Source organism: Streptomyces sp. NPDC030820, from assembly GCF_055572075.1.
Window position 1 is genome coordinate 481,759 of record NZ_JBVIEB010000001.1, and the last position, 17,389, is coordinate 499,147.

Annotated in this window: 13 protein-coding genes and 1 pseudogene; 7 read left to right on the top strand and 7 right to left on the bottom strand. The window is 69.9% G+C overall.

Features of this window, described 5'->3' with window-relative positions; all coding sequences use genetic code 11:
• Positions 1-36: 36 nt before the first annotated feature.
• Positions 37-93: pseudogene (locus ACZ418_RS02200) on the top strand (YbhB/YbcL family Raf kinase inhibitor-like protein); the annotation flags it as partial.
• A 66-nt stretch (positions 94-159) separates the two neighbouring features.
• Here the strand turns inward: ACZ418_RS02200 and ACZ418_RS02205 are convergent.
• Complete coding sequence (locus tag ACZ418_RS02205) at positions 160-1,020, bottom strand: alpha/beta fold hydrolase (protein ID WP_468355560.1); 861 nt, start codon at positions 1,018-1,020, stop codon at positions 160-162.
• Between the two features lie 684 nt (positions 1,021-1,704).
• On the opposite strand from ACZ418_RS02205, the gene ACZ418_RS02210 reads away from it, so the two are divergent.
• The gene (locus ACZ418_RS02210) at positions 1,705-2,388 is read left to right on the top strand and encodes an alpha/beta fold hydrolase (protein WP_361300724.1); all 684 of its coding nucleotides are present in this window, start codon (positions 1,705-1,707) and stop codon (positions 2,386-2,388) included.
• Between the two features lie 339 nt (positions 2,389-2,727).
• Here the strand turns inward: ACZ418_RS02210 and ACZ418_RS02215 are convergent, their stop codons facing one another.
• The 5 genes from ACZ418_RS02215 to ACZ418_RS02235 form a co-directional block, all read right to left on the bottom strand.
• Positions 2,728-3,249, bottom strand: coding sequence for a hypothetical protein (locus ACZ418_RS02215; protein ID WP_468355563.1), 522 nt, complete (start codon positions 3,247-3,249; stop codon positions 2,728-2,730).
• A gap of 81 nt (positions 3,250-3,330) precedes the next feature.
• Positions 3,331-5,160, bottom strand: a complete 1,830-nt coding sequence (locus tag ACZ418_RS02220) for an alpha/beta hydrolase (protein ID WP_468355566.1) — start codon at positions 5,158-5,160, stop codon at positions 3,331-3,333.
• Between the two features lie 9 nt (positions 5,161-5,169).
• Positions 5,170-5,610, bottom strand: coding sequence for a hypothetical protein (locus ACZ418_RS02225; protein WP_468355569.1), 441 nt, complete (start codon positions 5,608-5,610; stop codon positions 5,170-5,172).
• A 290-nt stretch (positions 5,611-5,900) separates the two neighbouring features.
• Entirely contained in the window at positions 5,901-6,896 is a 996-nt protein-coding gene (locus ACZ418_RS02230) for a terpene synthase family protein (RefSeq protein WP_468355572.1), read from the bottom strand.
• 271 nt (positions 6,897-7,167) lie between these two features.
• Positions 7,168-8,847 carry a PP2C family protein-serine/threonine phosphatase gene (locus tag ACZ418_RS02235; RefSeq protein WP_468355575.1) on the bottom strand — a complete coding sequence of 560 codons (1,680 nt, stop codon included), beginning with the start codon at positions 8,845-8,847 and terminating at the stop codon, positions 7,168-7,170.
• Positions 8,848-9,235: 388 nt separating this feature from the next.
• On the opposite strand from ACZ418_RS02235, the gene ACZ418_RS02240 reads away from it, so the two are divergent.
• Positions 9,236-9,811, top strand: coding sequence for an ATP-binding protein (locus ACZ418_RS02240; RefSeq protein WP_468355578.1), 576 nt, complete (start codon positions 9,236-9,238; stop codon positions 9,809-9,811).
• On the opposite strand, the gene ACZ418_RS02245 is transcribed toward ACZ418_RS02240, so the two are convergent.
• Entirely contained in the window at positions 9,792-9,971 is a 180-nt protein-coding gene (locus ACZ418_RS02245) for a hypothetical protein (protein WP_468355581.1), read from the bottom strand. The genes ACZ418_RS02240 and ACZ418_RS02245 overlap by 20 nt on opposite strands.
• A gap of 78 nt (positions 9,972-10,049) precedes the next feature.
• Here ACZ418_RS02245 and ACZ418_RS02250 point away from each other — a divergent pair, with 78 nt between their 5' ends.
• From ACZ418_RS02250 to ACZ418_RS02265, 4 genes are all read left to right on the top strand, one after another.
• Positions 10,050-10,262 carry a hypothetical protein gene (locus tag ACZ418_RS02250; RefSeq protein WP_468355584.1) on the top strand — a complete coding sequence of 71 codons (213 nt, stop codon included), beginning with the start codon at positions 10,050-10,052 and terminating at the stop codon, positions 10,260-10,262.
• Positions 10,263-10,316: 54 nt separating this feature from the next.
• A complete protein-coding gene (locus ACZ418_RS02255; protein ID WP_468355587.1) occupies positions 10,317-11,429 on the top strand; it encodes a hypothetical protein in 1,113 nt (370 codons plus the stop codon).
• 46 nt (positions 11,430-11,475) lie between these two features.
• Entirely contained in the window at positions 11,476-12,246 is a 771-nt protein-coding gene (locus tag ACZ418_RS02260) for a TIGR03936 family radical SAM-associated protein (protein WP_468355590.1), read from the top strand.
• A gap of 262 nt (positions 12,247-12,508) precedes the next feature.
• Positions 12,509-17,245, top strand: a complete 4,737-nt coding sequence (locus tag ACZ418_RS02265) for an Rne/Rng family ribonuclease (protein ID WP_468355593.1) — start codon at positions 12,509-12,511, stop codon at positions 17,243-17,245.
• Positions 17,246-17,389 lie beyond the last annotated feature (144 nt).

The window sequence follows — 17,389 nt, forward strand, 5'->3', positions numbered from 1 at the left end:
GGGGCGGAGGACGGCAGGGATCTGCCCGGTGGCGCGGTGACACTGGCCAACGACGCCGGCTACAAAAGGTACCTCGGTCCGGCAACGCCTCCAGGCAACGGTCCGGACCGCTACTTCCTTGTGGTACACGCCGTCGACGTGGAAGAACTGGAGGTCATTTCACTTCTTCCGCATATAGTCCTCGGCGGCGTCGACGATCAGGTTCTTGACCGCCTGCGGGTGGGAAACGAGGGACACGTGCGAGGAGTTGATCTCCACTGTCTTACGGGCGTTCGCGCGCTTCGCCTCGAACAGCTCCAAGGCCGGGTTGATCGCCTGGTCCTGTCTGCCGACGAGGACGTACACGGGCTTGTTCCGCCAGGCCGCGCCGGTGAGCTTGGCCGCGAACGCCGACAGCGCGATCGGGCGCTGGGTGACTCCCATGAGGTTGGTCTGGCTGGTGGGCAGGTCGGCGGCGAAGACCTGGTGCAGTTTGTCCGGCTGTACGTAGACGTCCGTGCCGGTGGTGCTGTCACCGTTGCTGAAGGGCACCTGCTTTAGGGCCTTGGTGAGCGGGGCGGCCGGGAACTTCGCGGAGAGGCTGGAGAAGGACTCTCCCGTGTCCGGCATGATCGCGTTGATGTAGACGAGGGCCTTGACGTTGTCGTTTCCGGTGGCGGCCTGGGAGATCACCTCTCCGCCGTAGGAGTGGCCGACCAGGACGATCGGTCCCTTGACGGACTTCAGGAAACTTGCGAGGTAGGCCGAGTCCTGGGGAATGCCGCGGAGCGGGTTGGCCGGCGCGTCCACGGTGTAGCCGTTCTGCTGGAGCCGCTGCACGACCTCGTTCCAGCTGGACGCGTCGGCGAAGGCGCCGTGCACGAGCACGATGGTGGGCTTCTCCCGGCCGGGATCGCCGCCCGGACCACCGGCCTGCGCCGTTTCGACTGTCAGTGCGGAGGTGATTCCCGATACGGCCAGAAGAGCCGCAGCCCAACGGGCCGTGTGCACGATACGGAGGGACTCGCGGGATATTCGCATGCCGGTCCTTCGGTGCGGGGACGTCGGACGACGCCCGGGATTCCATATTCGATGGCACCTGACGGCTCGTCCTGACGCAGGGGCCATTCGAGTGAACTCAAAATCTCGCGACATCACTGCGGTGGGCTGTGGTGGGCAAAGATTCGTCGCCGAATTCCCGCGAGGTCGCCGGCCTCGACGCCACTTTATCCCGGTGCCTTCGGTTTCCCCGTCCGACCGACGGCGACGAATTCGATTTGGATTCTTTTTCCGAGTCACGGGATACGGCCGCCGAGCGGTGAAGGACAGGCGGTGAAAGCCAGGGAGTTCTTTCAGCGCTGCCGCTCCAGAGTGAGGACGGCCGCGGAGATTGACGACATTCGATCAGTGGCCACGCTGAAAGACCTCAGTGCCTCCGGCGGGGGATCGGCCGGCACCGGGATGGAGGGGGCGCCGTCGCCGACTGCGGGTCCGTTGTGGCGGATGCTGGGGGCTCCCATCCCACACACCATCGACCCAGGCAGAGCCGAGCAGACGCGGCCCGACCCACACCGTGGAGCGGGCGTGGTTCCTGGCGTCCAGGTGGAGCGCGCCACTGTACGAACGACGAGCGGCACCTGTAGTTCCCACCTAGGGTTGAACAAAGAGGATCAAACGAAGTGGATCTCCGCTACAGGTAGCGACGTCGCGACAAAGGAGGCACTCATGGCCGGAAAAGCCAGCATCGTGCTGGCCCACGGCTTGTGGGCCGATGGCTCGTGCTTCGCAAAGCTCATCCCCGCACTACAGGCCGAGGGTCGCGAGGTCTTCGCGTCGCAGCATGGGCTTGACTCGCTCGCAGGCGACGTCGACTGCGTAACCCGCGCGATCAACCACGTGCCCGGCCCGGTCGTGCTCGTGGGCCACTCCTACGGCGGCACACTGATCACCAAGGCGGGCGTGCACGACCGGGTGGGCGCCCTGGTGTACATCTGCGCGCTTGCCCCGGACGACGACGAGACCTCGCAGCAGCACCTGGCCGCGTTTCCCAGCTCGCCGGTTTTCGAGCACCTTGAGGTCACCGACAACCGCATCTACCTCAAGGAGTCGGGCATCGGCGACTTCTGCGGCGACCTGCCGCTGGAGGAACAAAAGCTCGTGCTGGCGACCGCTAACCCGCCGATCGCGGACCTCTTCGACCAGCAGGTACCCGGCAATGCCTGGCGAGCGAAGCCGAGCTGGTACATCGTGGGCACCCAGGACCGCACGGTGAACCCGGACCGGGAGCGCGCTTCCGCCGAGCGGATGAAGGCCACGACCGTCAGCCTCGACAGCAGCCACGTCCCGATGCTCTCCCAGCCCAACGCTGTCCTCGAGGTCATCCGCAACGCTGCGAAGACCCTGGAGTAAGGCCGAGGCCCGCGGGGCATGCCGCCTTTGGATCCGTGCGCGTCGCCGCCGGCCGCGATCCGATGTGAGTCGGGATCGCCAGCTGGCATGAAGTTCTCCCTTGATCTTGGACAGCGGGTTTCTACGCTGCGGGGGGCCACCGGCCCGTCCCCGGTCGACCGCTGGAAGACGGGCAGTAAGCGACGGTAGAGGTACGCCGTTCAAGGTGGTCATCACCGCTGCCGACGTCAACGGCGTCACCCAGACCCTGGCTGTGGTCGATGGCATCCCGTCCGTGGCCGGCAAACCCGGACGTCCCCGGCGCCGACCGGATCATTGAGGCGCTCGTACCAGCCGCGCTCAGAAGTGTTGGACCTTCTGACCGTCCGGGACCTTGTAGCAGCCGGACACGACGGTCAGGCTCAGCCCCGGCGGGTCGTTCTTGAGCATCTGAACGATGTTTACTCCGACCTTCTTCTCGTCATTGTCTGCGGTCAGGTTGATGTTCTTGTTCTTGCTGGTGTCCGGACCGTATTCGACAATCTTCCAGCCATGCTTCGGGAGTTCCGCCTTGAGATTCTTCATCGCCTTTTCGGTATCGCTTGCCGAAGCTGGGACGAAACTCCACGGGTGAAAGACCTTGAAGTATTTATCTGGATCCTTTCCTGGGCATTCCTGGACCCCAGTGGAACCGTCGGATGCTTTTCCCTTGACGCCGATCATGTCGTAAATACCGCTGGAAATCTTTTCTATGGCGTCGGCGGCATCCAATGACGTGCTGGTGCCGACCACCGGGGTTTCTTCGGATTCCATACCACATCCCGTGAGGGTGATGAGTGCAAGGGGTGCGGCGAGCACGATGGTGCTCAGCTTGTCCTTCATGGCGGGGCCTTATTTCGTCGGGCTGGACTATTAGCCGGTCATTGCGTCCGTCTACATGCCGGCGCCTGCACATCGGGAGTACTATTTTTCCCACACGGTGTGCGGTGTATATGGCCTCGTCGGCTCCGGCGCCGCCTTCACGTTGTCATATTGCCCGACCACTACCATGGCCTGGTTTTTTACGCTCAGGGAGCCATCGTCCCAGTAGCCACTATGACCCTCGGTGTCGGTGGCCATCTGGTTGGCGCCGAAGCTCGAATCGGCAGGAATTTCACGCCCGAAGCCTCCGCCATGGATCATGCGGCCGAGCTCTGGAACCGGGTCCCCGTCGGCGTACTCGTTCCACACGTGCCCCTTCGGAACATCCAGCTGATCGGCGCGGGGAACCTCCACGCCGGGACTGCCCGCGAAGACGATGTCGTTGGCGTGGAGATCCCCGGTCTGGGCCGCGGCGCCCACGAGGCTCGATCCGTACGAGTGGCCGATCACGGTACGGTGCGGTGCCGAATCGCCGGAATGTGATGCGTCGAGTCCATCGAGGAATTTATTGAAGGCCGGTGCGCCGTCGTATGCATAGTGGGTGAAAGTCGCGTCTTTTACGACGTCGTTAGGTGCGTCGTAGCCGAGCCAGGTGATGGTGGAGACAGATTGTGCACCGGGTATGCCGTGGGCTGCATGCCAGACAGTGACCATCCGATCCATGTTCCCCTTGATGTTGTCCAAATCGGAGGTCGTACCCGGCACGTAGACCGCCTGGTGATCCGCGGTGTCCGGGTTCCCGTTGGCGATGATCGCGCGGCCGTCTCCTTCGGCGCTGAAGCCCAGTAGGTACGCCTCGGGCAGCCCTTTGGTGCCCGTCGCGTCGAAACGGTCCTGTATCGCTTTCATGCCGTCGAGCCCTTTGTGCATCTTCTCCCGTTCGGCTTCCCATTCCTTCCACGCCGGGTTTTCCTCCTTGCCCTGCTTCACCCCGGTATGCAGGTTGATATGGTCCTGGTACCGCGGGGGTTCAGGGTGATCCTGCAACCAGGCGTCGTATTTGACCTGTGCGACGCCGTGCGCCTCGGAGAGCACTGTCCGGTTGGCCTCATCCCGAACCGTCGCCGGGAGTCCGTCGAGCGCGCCGACCGAGTCGGGACGCATGGAAATCCACGCGGCCTGCTGCTCCGGGCTGAGCCCCTTCCACCACTTCGCGTTGTCCGTCGGTTTGCCGTCCTTGGGCGGCTGCGGCAGCGAGTCGAGGTACTCCTTGCCCGCGTCACGCACACCGCTCGTGTCCGAGGACGCGTCGGCAAGGTCCTTGTCGGAGACGGTGAGATCGTCGTCCGCCTTCAGCGCCCGCAGCTTCGGCGCCCACTTCTCGTCGGACTCCGTCGCCTCCTTGAGGGCGCCGGCGATCTCATCCGCGTAATCCAGGGCGAGGCGGTGGTTGGGGTTGGGGTCGACGTTGGCTGACTGACGGCTCACCGCCGCGGCTATGTCCTGGGACAGGCTGCCCGCTGTGCCGCTGACCGTGCCGCCCCCGGGAACCTTTCCGTCCGTGCCCTTCTCCCCGCCCGCCGGATAGGTGACCGAGCCGTCGGCGTTCACGGTGAGCTTCGCCGCCTGCGCGCCGTCGATGGCTGCTTGCAGCTTCTTCTTGGCCGCTTCGATCTCGTACGAGAACGCCTCGAGAGCCGTACTGACCAGTCCGCATTCGATCTGGATGTAGTGGAAGTCCTTCCCCAGCTCAGACAGTTGGCCGATCGCCGCGGTCGCGGCCTCGCTGTTGAGGGACTTCCTCATGGCCGCGGCGATCTCGTTCTCGATGCGGTCCTTGGCCGCGCCGGCCATGTCACTGGTGCTGCGGTATCCGTCGGCCGCGTCCAGAAACTCTTTGGGGTCGAGCGCCTTCAGGGTTGCGAGGTCCATGACTTCTGGTTACCGCCCCTTGTCCTGGCCGCCGACCGCCGGCGTATCCGCGTAGTCCACCTTGAGGTTGCCGATCTCGGCCTTGACGGACTCATCGGTCTTCAACAGGTCGTTGCCGACTTTTTCCAGCAGTTCCGAGAGCCTTGTGCAGCGCCCGCTCACAGCCTTGACGTAGCGATCCCACGAGTCGTGGACTTCCTTCTGAGCCCCGGACGTCTGGCAGCCGGTCTCCGCGCCAAGGCCCTTCTGCCCGTCCGTCAGCTTTCCCAGCGCCGTGGTGATGGAGCCGGTGAGCGAGCCGACGGCTTGGCCTGCCTTGGACCAGGCCGGCTTGTTCGACACCAGAGTGCCGGATCCTCCCGGGTCCGACGGCACGTGGTTCAACTGCATGTGGGCGCCGTGTCTGTTGGCCGCGGCTGTTTTGAGCTGCTCCCACTCGTCCCACGCCATGCGTGTTTCCTCCCCCGTGTCCGCAGTACCGCAATGCGGTGATCGGCTCACACGGTAGCCCGGGAGATTGCCGTAGCGCATCGGCGTCAGTCGCCACGGCGACTGAGTATCCGTACTCATGTGTGTGGCGAGCGTGGCTGCATTGCTTGTCGGGCCCTCAGACACGGTCCTGTGGGTGTGTGCTGGTCGGCCGCGCCAGAGCGGAGGATTCCGAGCGAGGCACTCGATCGGGTGATGGAGGCGGCTCGCGTTGCTGCGAGATCCCCTGCTCGGGTGATGGCCGAGGGTTCCTACGGAATGAACAGGTCTGTCAGATAGGTCGGTTCGGCCTCTATCTCCGCATAGCGCCCGGTCTCCTGCGACCAAGCGACGTTCCCGGCGGTGAGCGCGTGGAAGTCCCTGACACAACGCAATGCGTCGTCGACGGCGTCGGCGGCGAAGCCGGAACGTGTCAGCCGCCCGGGCAGGACCTGTTCGAGATCGAGGATGCGCTGGACGTATCCGGCCTGCATCACGGCCACTCGCTCCGCCGCCTCCTGGAGGCTGCAGCGGTGATGGTGGCAGATCACCGTGACGGCGTTGAACGCATAATCATGCGCGAGTTCTTTGGGCAGCGAATAGAGGTCGTTGATGCAGGCATTCGCGTAGATCACCGCCTCTCGCATGTCCGCAAAGGCCGGGTTGGCGTGCAGTTGGTCAGGCAGGTCCACACCGGCACCGATTTCCATCAGGTCCAGGACGGCGTCGAACGCGAACGAGGCGCGGCGGTGAGCGAGATACTGCTGCAGGCCGGGTACGCGCCCTTCCTCCCGATGAATCATGTCGGTCCGGTAGCTGTCGAAGTACCACAGCAGGTGCGGGACAAATCTGCGCTGCCATGCGGAAGAACGGACAGCCGTCGTACGGCGCCACAGGTCGGCCAGGGAACGCGCCAGTCGCCCAGCCGTAACGGTTCCGTCGAAGACGGCGAACAACGGTCCGAACGCCTCGCGCCACCGCTCGGGCTGGTAACCGCGCACCGGGTTGTCGTCGAACTGGTCGTCCAACTGGAACAGCCATGCGTTCCACTGGGTGATCAGCGTCAGTGCCTCAGGTGAGGCGTTCGGGCACAGCCATGCGGTGAGCCGGTCCACACGAGTGCGCTGCACATGCCGACGTGCCTCCTCGGTGGGCACCAGACCGAACTCGTCCAGCCATGCCTCAGCGGCCGCCGTGGCCTCCTGGAGTTCCGGATTGAGCGCTGCCGGTACGGGTATGTGGAGGTCTGGAATCCGGAAATTGTCCATACGTCAGCTCGCTTCTCGGTAATCTCTGCCATTCGCGACATCCAGCGACATTGCCGATGCGGCGCGCCCGATGCCCGCATGGAGCATGAGCAGGCAGTCCCAGCCACCGACGTAAATTACCCTGCCTGTTGGCGGTGTTCGACAGAGGTATCGTTTCTTTGGCACTCATTGCCCTGCGTACGGCAACACACAGACGAGTGCATTCGGCTGGCCGTTGATACAAGTTCCCGGGGATCCAGGCCTGTTGTGAACGGGGCGGGTCAGGACCGGGTCAGCTGCGGGGATCGGGCCGGTTCAGACGAGCCAGGAGCAGAGCGACGTCGTCGCCCAGGCCCTGAGCCTTCTGCGTCCCGGCGATGAGGTTGTCGACCATGGTCTCCAGGTCCGCCGTGGGAGCGCCGCGCAGACCCTGGAGAAACCTCTCGGTGCCCTGGTCGATGTCCTTGTTCACGGCCTCGAGCAGGCCGTCGGTGGTCAGCGCGAGCACGCTGCCCGGAGCGATGCGCAGGCGGGTGGTCGGGTACCGCTGCTCCCGGTCGATCCCCAGCGGGAGGCCGCCAGGGACCTCCAGGAGGCGCGGCGGCTTGCGGGGCGTGATCAGCGCCGGGGCCGGATGACCCGCCCGGCACACCCGGAGCGTTCCGTCGAAGGGATTGAGCGCTATGTAACAGCATGTGGCGAACAGGGCCCGGTCCGGGTCGGTGTTCAACTCGGTCAGCAAGCGGTTGGTGCGTTCCAGGACGGCCGCGGGCGGGTGTCCTTCGTTCGCGTAGGCATGCACGGCGGTACGCAGCCGCCCCATGAGAGACGCGGCGTGAACGCTGTGTCCCTGCACGTCTCCTATGACCAGAGCCACGCTGCCGTCGGGCAGGCTGATGGCGTCGTACCAGTCGCCACCGATCCACATGCCGGAGGTGGCGGCCTGGTAGCGGGCGGCGATGGTCACGCCCGGCACCGTGAGCGGCCCGCGGGGCAGCATGCCACGCTGGAGCTCGGTGGCGAGTGCGTGTTCCGACTCGTACATGCCGGCTCGCTCCAGTGACTGGGCGAGCAGCCCCATGGCGGCGACCAGGAGGGCCCGCTCCTCGGGCAGAAACTCCTGCGGCTCGGGAAAACTGACGAGGCAGGAACTGACGCGGCCGCGCGAGTCCGTGAGCGGCAGGGCCGCCCACGCCCGCGGGGCCGGCTGGTCGAGCGGTGTCAGGTGCGGACAACCGTTGATCAGTGCGTCCGCGGAGCCGATGAGAACAGGCGCCCTACGGTCGAGTGACTCCTCCACGAGGGTGCGGGCCGTGGCGTCGAGGACTCGCAGGGAGTCCTCGCCATGCTCGTCTTCGGCGCACGAGGCGACGACGGTCAACCGGTTTCCCTCCGGGGCGATCACCGCCAGCGCGTCGGCTCCGAAGGTACGCAGTCCTGCCTGTGCGGCGGCCATGATGTCCTTGACCGTCACCGCGGCGGCCAGAGCCGCGGTCAGCTCCTGCATCCAACGGTCACGGGTGGCGCGCTGGTACAACCGCCGCCTCTCCGCCTCGTGGCGTTCATGGACTGCCGTGGTGTCCATGACCACTCCGACCATGCGGGCCGGCAGTCCGTCGGGGCCGGGCAGGACGCGGCCCCGGGCTTCCAGGGACCTGTGTCGGCCGTCGTCGACAGCGACGCGGTACTCGATCTGGTAGTTGCCGCAGGACTCCGCTATCAGTCCCAGGGCATCGCGCACATCGGCCAGATCGGACTCGTGTACTGCGGCCAGGAAGCTCGAAATGTCCGACGGGCCGTTCTCGGGCATGCCGTGCAGCGCGAGGGTGAGCGGGTCGCAGCTCACCTCGCCTGTGGCGATCTCCCAGCAGAAGAATCCCGCTTGCACGATGCTCGCGCTGGCCTGGAAGGCGCCGGGATTGGACTCGTCTTCCCGGAGTGTGGCAGTGCGCACCGCCCCGACGTCTTTCACTGGATCTCCCTGCCGCAGTGCGAACTGCTTCCCTCCGAGGGATCAACGGTGCTCAACCGGCTCGGCAACGCACTGTAGTGGGTAGTTGAGGGGAACAAGCCAGTGAGGGCAATTGAGAGCCTATGGGACTGCGACATCATTCCCTCCTAGGGGTGAACGGGGGCTCTCGCAGTGGAGTGTGCTCCCGCTCTGCCAGGGAAGATCGCTTGACCGACCCGACGGTGGCCGGATCGTGCGCATGGTAGTGACTTTCCGGATCTTGCGCCAGACGCCTCAGAGCGGAGCCGGCGCCATGCTGGTACGGGTGGACGCCTGGGACGTGCCCCGTCCTTTTCGGGTGGGTGTTTCTGGGCGCCCTGCCGGTGTGGGCAGCCCCATTCCTCCCGGGGTGCCGTCGCGACGCCTGTCTCCGGCGCCGGAGAACGTCGCCGTGGCCCGGCGCTTCGTACGCTCGGTGCTGGACGGCGTCGCACCCGATCTGGTGGACACCGCCGAGCTGCTGACCGGTGAGCTGGTGACCAATGCGCTGATCCACGCGCGCACCGAGGCCGAGGTGCGGGCCTGGGGCGTCGAAGGCCGGCCACATGTGCGGATCAGTGACCAGCGACCGGACCGCGGGCTGGTGCCGCATGACCGCCATCCCTACGCCTGCACCGGAAGGGGCCTGTCCCTGGTGGAGGAACTGGCCACGAGCCACGGTGTCCACAGCGGCGAGGACCGCAAGACGGTCTGGTTCGAACCGTGGCCCGAGGCGCCGGCGCCGCCGTCCTCCGCGTGGGAGACCGTGGCGCCGTCCGGCCGGACCGTGACCGTGACGCTGAACGATGTGCCGTACGCCCTGTACTGGGCGGCGCAACAGCAGGGGGAGGGGCTGCTCGCGAGCTGCTTCTCGCGAAATTCACCGGCTGCCGGACCGGCGTGCGGCCGGAGCACCGCTATGTCGCTCAGGACGTCAGCAACGTGATCTGCGCGTCCATGACGGCGGCGGTGGAGCAGGAGACCCCCGACAGCGCGACGCTCTCCCTGCCCGTGGCGTTCCCGGCGGATGCCGCTCCCGGCGTGGTGATCTTGGGCAGGGTCCTCGATGAGGCCGATGCCGCGGCACAGCAGGAAAGCCTGCTCATCCTCCCGGCTCTTCCGCAGCTACGGGCGTTCCGCCAGTGGCTCTTCGACCAGATCGTCGGTCCGCGACTCCCCGTGAGGTGTGGGACTCACCGGTCTTCCTGCACATCAACCGGGTGCTGACGGCCGTGTGGGGCACCGCCTTCGCCCTGATGACGGTCTCGACCTGGCTGGCCATCCGCTTCCCGTCCCAGGACGACTGGTTCAACTGGGTCGTCCCCATCGCCCTGTTGGTGTGGGCGGTGGAGATCACCCAGCGCTATCCGGAGTCGTACAAGGCGCGGGTTCTCTAGCCGGGCGGGCCGGATCGCCGGATCCGAACGCGGGGCCTCGGCGTCTACCCCGGTATGGAACCGCACAAGCCGCCTCCCCCGACACGGCAGCCGGAAGGGTGCCTCACCGTCGCGATCCGCGTGCCCCTGCGGATCGTCGTCCTGGCGCTGGTGGTGCCGGTGCGGATGGCGTGGGACGCCCTCGTCGTCACCGGAGGGTTTCTGCGGGACGCCGTGCTCAGGCCGCTGGGCCGGGCGTTGCTGTGGGCCGGAAAGGCCCTGTTCGTCTGGCCGTTCGTGGCCCTGTGGCGCTCTGCCGTGCTCCCCGTCGGCAGGGCGCTCGGCCGGCTCGGCACGGTCCTCGTCGTCGTACCGGCGGTCTGGTTCCACCGGTGCCTGCTCACGCCCGTCGGGCACGCCGTCGCCTGGCTGGCGCGCGGGGTGGGCGCCGGGTTCGCCTGGGTGTACGCGCGCGTGCTGCGCCCGACCGGGCAAGCGGTCACCTGGCTGCTGACGGGTATCGGCGCGGTCCTGGCCGCCGTGGGCGCCGGCGTGTACACGGCCGGCGCCTGGCTGGCCCGGTATCTGCTCGTCGTCCCCGCGCGATGGCTGTACGACCGGGTCCTCACGCCCGTCGGACGTGCCGCCGCCTGGTGTGTACGAGGGCTGGGGTGGCTGCTGGGCGTGATCGGCACCGGCCTCGGGGCGGCCCTGTACTGGACCCTCCGCGTCCTCTTCGTCCTGCCCGCCCTCGTGCTGTGGCGCCGGGTTCTCTCGCCGGCCGGCCGGTTCCTCGCCGTCGTGGCGCGCGAGGTGGGCGACGCCCTCGGGCACGCCTGGCGGATCGCCGGACGGATCTCGCGGGCCGTCGGCCGCGCGCTAGGGACTCTCTTCCGGTGGAGCTTCGTGGAGCCCCTGCGCTGGGTGTACCGGACCGTCCTCACCCCGGTCGGCCACCTCGTCCGGGACGCCGTCCTGCGCCCCGCCGCCGAGGGCGCGCGTGTGGTGGGCCGGGCCGTCCGCGAGGCCCTGACGAGCGCCCGCGAAACGGTACGGCAGGCCCGCGCCGACTTCCGGCGGATGCTGTTCGGCGAGCCCCGGCGGCCGGCCGCGGTGGACCGGCGGGAACCCCAGGGGCCCGCGACACGTACTCTTGGTAGCAGTACGACCGCACTCACGAAGGACTAGGACACTGGGCAAGCGACAGCCCGAAGGCCCGCCGCCCGCACCCGCGGTGCAGCGCATCCGACTGCGCTACACCAAGCGCGGCCGCCTGAGGTTCACCAGCCACCGAGACTTCCAGCGCGCCTTCGAGCGTGCGCTGCGCCGCGCCGAGGTGCCCATGGCGTACTCGGCCGGGTTCACGCCGCACCCGAAGGTGTCGTACGCCAATGCCGCACCCACCGGCACGGGCAGTGAGGCGGAGTACCTGGAGATCGCGCTCACCGCAGCGCGCGACCCGGAGACCCTGCGCGTCCTCCTCGACGAGTCGCTGCCCGCCGGGCTCGACGTGATCGAGGCGGTCGAGGCGCGGACTTCGGGCCTCGCCGACCGGCTGACGGCCTCCGTCTGGGAGCTGCGGCTGGACGGCGTCGACCCGGCCGACGCCGAGCGCGCGGTCGACGCGTTCAACCGGGCCGGCACCGTCGAGGTCCAGCGGATGACCAAGAACGGTGTCCGCACCTTCGACGCCCGCCCGGCCGTGGTGAGCCTGGAAACGCACGGTTCACCGGCCGATAGGCCTAGCGACCAGCCCTGTGCGATACTGCGGCTGGTTGTTCGGCACGTGACGCCTGCCGTACGACCCGACGACGTCCTGTCCGGTCTCCGCGCCGTGGCCGACCTGGCGCCGCCGGTCCCCGCAGCGGTGACCAGGCTGGCGCAGGGGCTGTTCGATGAAGAGACCGGCACGGTGACCGACCCGCTCGCGCCCGACCGCGAGGCAGCCGAGGCCCTGACGGCCGCACCGGCCGCCGCCGCGACGGCGCCGGAAGGTCCCGCGTAGGGACGGACGTCGTAGCGCCGCCCTTGTACTCGGGAGCCACCTGGGTCGGGCAGCGCACCGACCAGAAGACTTTCGCCAGGCCGTACCGACAAGGCGTACGGAACCGGCGAGACAGGACACAGAGTGCTCCCGTGCGGCGCCCGCGCCCCGGACGGCGGCCTTCGCGTACGACGCGGGCCGCGGACGTCAACGGCGGACGGTCCCTCGAGACCGACACCGGACCAGGCGCGGCGCCCGGGGGCCTGACGGGAGAAACGCCCGCATGCTCGAGCCGACCGAACCCAACGAGGGTTCTGAACTGAACACTCCCAGCGACACCCTGCCGCCGCGCAGGCGTCGCCGTGCCGCCTCCCGCCCGGCTGGACCGCCGGCCGCGGCCGAGGCTCCCGTCGAGGTGACCGTGCCGGCCATACCGGCCGCCGAGTCCGACGACGTCGCCGAGGTCCTTGAGGCCGCCGAGGCTGCTGCAACTGAAGAAGCGGCAGAAGCCGTAGAGGCGATCGAGGCCGAAGAAGCCGGTGCGCTGAGCGCTGAGGCGCAGGTGGAAGCGGTCGAGGCCGTCCCGGCACCCGCTGCCGAGGAGGCCGCGCCTGCGGGCCGTCCGCGCCGCCGTGCCACGCGTCGCGCGTCCGCGCCCGCCGGGGCACCGGCGTCCGCCGAGGCCGTAGAGACGGTCGTTGCGACCGCGTCCGCCACCGAGACCGAGACCCCGGCCGCCGTCGCCGAGGGCGGCGAGGTCGTCTCCGGCGAGGAGGCCGCGCCCCGCCGCGTCCGCCGCCGCGCCACGCGCAGCGTCTCCGCGCCGACCGCCGTCGCTTCCGGTGCCGATGAGGCCCCTGCGACGGAGGAGGCCCTGGAGGCGCCGCTCGCCGCGGAGGCCACCACCCCCGCTGCCGCTGCCCCGGAAGAGGCCGCGCCCGCCGCTCGTCCGCGCCGCCGTGCCGCGCGCCGCGCGTCCGCTCCTGCCGGTGCCCCGGCGGCCGCCGAGGCCGTCGAGACGGTGGTTCCGGCCGCTGCCGCGTCCGACGCCGGCAAGTCTCAGGAAGAGACGGCGGTCGTCGAGGCGCCCGCCGCCGAAGAGGCCGCTCCGGCCGGTCGTCCGCGTCGCCGGGTCGCCCGCCGTGCGTCCGCGCCCGCCGGGTCCCCGACCGCCGCCGAGGCCGCCGAGACCGTCGTCCCGGCCACCGCCGCGTCGGGTACGGCCGCTGCCGCCGAGGCCGACAGGGCCGCTGAGCAGCCCGCCGTCGAGGCGCCCGCCGCCGCGGAGGAGGCGCCCGCCGCGCGTCCGCGCCGTCGTGCGACCCGCCGAGCGTCCGCTCCCGCCGGTGCGCCGAAGGCGGCCGAGTCCGCTGCCCCCGAGGCTCCCGCTGCCGAAACTCCCGAGGCTGCCGCGGCCGCCGAGGTGAGCGGCGTCGGCGAGGAGGCCGCCGCTGCCGGTCGTCCGCGTCGCCGGGTCGCCCGCCGCGCCTCCGCACCCGTCGGCGCGCCGCAGGCCGCCGAGGAGGCTCCCGCCGCCGGAGCCGTCCCCGCCCAGGCCGTTCACGAAGCGGAGGAGACCGCGGAAGCCGTCCAGGAGCCGGTCGCCGAGGAGACGGCCCCGCGCCGTACCCGTCGCCGGTCCACCCGCCGGGCGTCCGCGCCCGCCACCGACACCACCGAGTCCGCGGAGGCCAAGGCCGACGAGACCGGCGCCGGTGCCCAGACCCCGGAGGTCCCCGTCACCACGCACACCACCGAGCCCGCCTCCGCCGCCCAGGCGCCGCAGGCTCCCGCGTCGCAGGCCCCTGCCGAGGAGGCCCCCGCCGAGGAGGCCGCCCCGCGTCGTTCCCGGCGCCGGGTCGTGCGCCCCGTGTTCGGGTTCTCCGAGCCCGCGCAGCCCGCGCCGGCCGCCGAGGCGGAGACTCCCGAGGCGGAGACCCCCGAGGCCGAGGCCCCGCGCCGCCCGGCCCGCCCGGCCGTCGCCGTCTTCCAGCCTCCGGTGTTCACCGAGCCGAAGTTCCAGACCCCGGAGCGCGCCGCCGCCGAGGCCGCCGCCGAGGCCGCCGAGGCGGAGGAGCCCGAGGAGTACACGGAGGAGCGCGCCGAGACCGGCACGCGCCGCCGCCGTCGCCGCCGGGGCGCCGCCGAGGAGGCCCCGGCCGTCGAGGCCGCCGCCGAGGAGGAGCCGGAGGCCGCCGAGGCCGTCGCCGAAGCCGAGGAGGAGGCCGAGGAGGAGGAGGCCGAGGAGACGGAGGGCGCCGAGGGCTTCGAGGAGTCCGGTGCGCGCCGCCGTCGCCGTCGTGGCGGCCGGCGTCGCCGTCGCGGTGAGGCCGGCGAGGGCGTGGAAGCGGAGGCCGAGGAGCTGGCCGCCGAGCAGGCCGCGCAGGACGCCGAGGACACCGCCGAGCAGGAGGAAGAGGACGCCGAGGAGGCCCGCGACGAGGCCGGTGTCTCCAGCTCCAGCAGCCGTCGCCGCCGTCGCCGTCGTCGCCGTGCCGGTGACACCACCGTCGACACCGAGCCCGGCGAGGGCGACCCGGAGCGTACGGTCGTCAAGGTCCGCGAGCCCCGCAAGCCCGCCGAGCCGTCGGACGAGGTGCAGTCCATCAAGGGCTCGACCCGTCTGGAGGCCAAGAAGCAGCGCCGCCGGGAAGGCCGTGAGCAGGGGCGTCGCCGTGTCCCGATCATCACCGAGGCCGAGTTCCTGGCCCGCCGCGAGGCCGTCGAGCGCGTGATGGTCGTGCGCCAGCACGGCGAGCGCACGCAGATCGGCGTCCTGGAGGACGGCGTGCTCGTCGAGCACTACGTCAACAAGGAGCAGGCGACCTCGTACGTCGGCAATGTCTACCTCGGCAAGGTCCAGAACGTGCTGCCGTCGATGGAGGCCGCCTTCATCGACATCGGCAAGGGACGCAACGCCGTCCTGTACGCCGGTGAGGTCAACTTCGAGGCGCTGGGCATGGCCAACGGCCCGCGCCGCATCGAGTCCGCCCTGAAGTCCGGGCAGTCGGTCCTCGTCCAGGTGACGAAGGACCCGATCGGGCACAAGGGCGCGCGTCTGACCAGCCAGGTCTCCCTGCCGGGCCGTTACCTCGTGTACGTCCCCGAGGGCTCGATGACCGGCATCAGCCGCAAGCTGCCCGACACCGAGCGGGCCCGGCTGAAGACCATCCTCAAGAAGATCGTCCCCGAGGACGCGGGCGTCATCGTGCGCACCGCCGCCGAGGGCGCGAGCGAGGACGAGCTGCGCCGGGACGTCGAGCGGCTGCAGGCGCAGTGGGAGGACATCCAGAAGAAGTCGAAGAACGGCAACGCCCCGACGCTGCTGTACGGCGAGCCGGACATGACCGTCCGGGTCGTGCGCGACATCTTCAACGAGGACTTCTCCAAGGTCATCGTCAGCGGTGACGACGCCTGGGACACCATCCACGGGTACGTCTCGCACGTCGCGCCGGATCTGGCGGGCCGGCTGTCGAAGTGGACCTCCGAGGTCGACGTCTTCGCCACCTACCGGATCGACGAGCAGCTCGCCAAGGCCCTGGACCGCAAGGTGTGGCTGCCCAGCGGCGGTTCGCTGGTGATCGACAAGACCGAGGCGATGGTCGTCATCGACGTCAACACCGGCAAGTTCACCGGCCAGGGCGGCAACCTGGAGGAGACGGTCACCAGGAACAACCTGGAGGCGGCCGAGGAGATCGTGCGCCAGCTGCGGCTGCGCGACCTCGGCGGCATCGTCGTCATCGACTTCATCGACATGGTCCTGGAGTCCAACCGCGACCTGGTGCTGCGCCGTCTGCTGGAGTGCCTGGGCCGGGACCGGACCAAGCACCAGGTGGCCGAGGTGACCTCGCTGGGTCTGGTGCAGATGACCCGTAAGCGGGTCGGCCAGGGTCTGCTGGAGTCCTTCTCCGAGACCTGTGTCCACTGCAACGGCCGCGGTGTCATCGTGCACATGGAGCAGCCGGTGTCCGCCGGCGGCGGTGGCGGCAAGCGCAAGAAGCGCGGTCGTGGTGGTGAGGTGCCGGAGCACGTGCACGAGACCGCCGCCGTGGCCGTGGAGACCGGTGAGGCCGTCGAGCCCGAGGTGGAGACCGCCGCCGAGGTGGCCGCCGAGGTCGCCGAGCCGGTCACCCTGCCGGCCCCCGACTTCGCGCCGGACGAGGAGCTGTACAGCAGCGTCGCCGAGGCGGAGGCGGCGGCCACCCGTGGCCGTACGCGCCGCCGGGCGAGCCGCCGGGCCTCGGCTCCGGCGGGCGCACCCAGGGCGGAGGCTCCTCGCCAGAAGGCCCCGAGGACCGAGGCCGCCGTGGCCGCAGAGGCCCCGACCGCGCAGGAGGTCACCGCCGAGGAGGCGGCGGCGCGCCCGGTGCGTCCGGAGCCGGCCGTGGAGGCCCTGGCCGAGCCTGTGGCCGTCGAGGACCAGGTGGTCGCGGCGCCGCAGGCCGAGGCTGCCGAGGAGGCCGCGCCCAAGGGCCGTACGCGCCGTCGTGCGACCCGGAAGGTCTCGGCGCCGGCCGGTTCCCCGGCGGGAGCCGAGGCGGCCGTGGTGACGGTGCCCGAGGCCGAGCCCGCGGCCGAGGAGCCGGTGGCCCGGCCCGCCGAGGAGGCCCCGGCCCCGGTCGCTGTCGAGGAGGCGCCCGCCGAGGCCGCCGCCCCGGCCCGCCCGCGCCGTCGTGCCGTGCGCAAGGCCACCGCGCCGACCGCGCCCGAGGAGGCGGCCGTCGTGGTCGTCCCGTCGGCCGCGGCGGAGGCGGCTGCCGAGGCCCCGGCCGGCGAGGTGACGGCCGAGGAGGTGGCCGAGGCGACCGCTCCGGCCAAGAAGGCGGCTCGTAAGACCGCCAAGAAGGCCACGGCGAAGAAGGCCGCCGCCAAGAAGACCGCGGTGAAGAAGACCGCGGCCAAGAAGACGGCAGCCAAGAAGACCACGGCCAAGAAGGCGGCCAAGACGGCCGCCGCGAAGTCGGCGGCGAAGAAGACCACCACGGTCGCCGCTGCTTCGGACGCCTCCGACGAGGGCTGACGCCCGGGGTGTGGGGGGGGGGGGGGGGGGGGGGGCCCCCCCCCCCCCCCGGGCCAGAGTTTTTCTCCCCGCCCGCGTCTCCCTAGCCCTCCCACCCTTTTTTGCCCCCCCAACCCCCCCCCCCCCTCCCCACCCCTCCCCCCC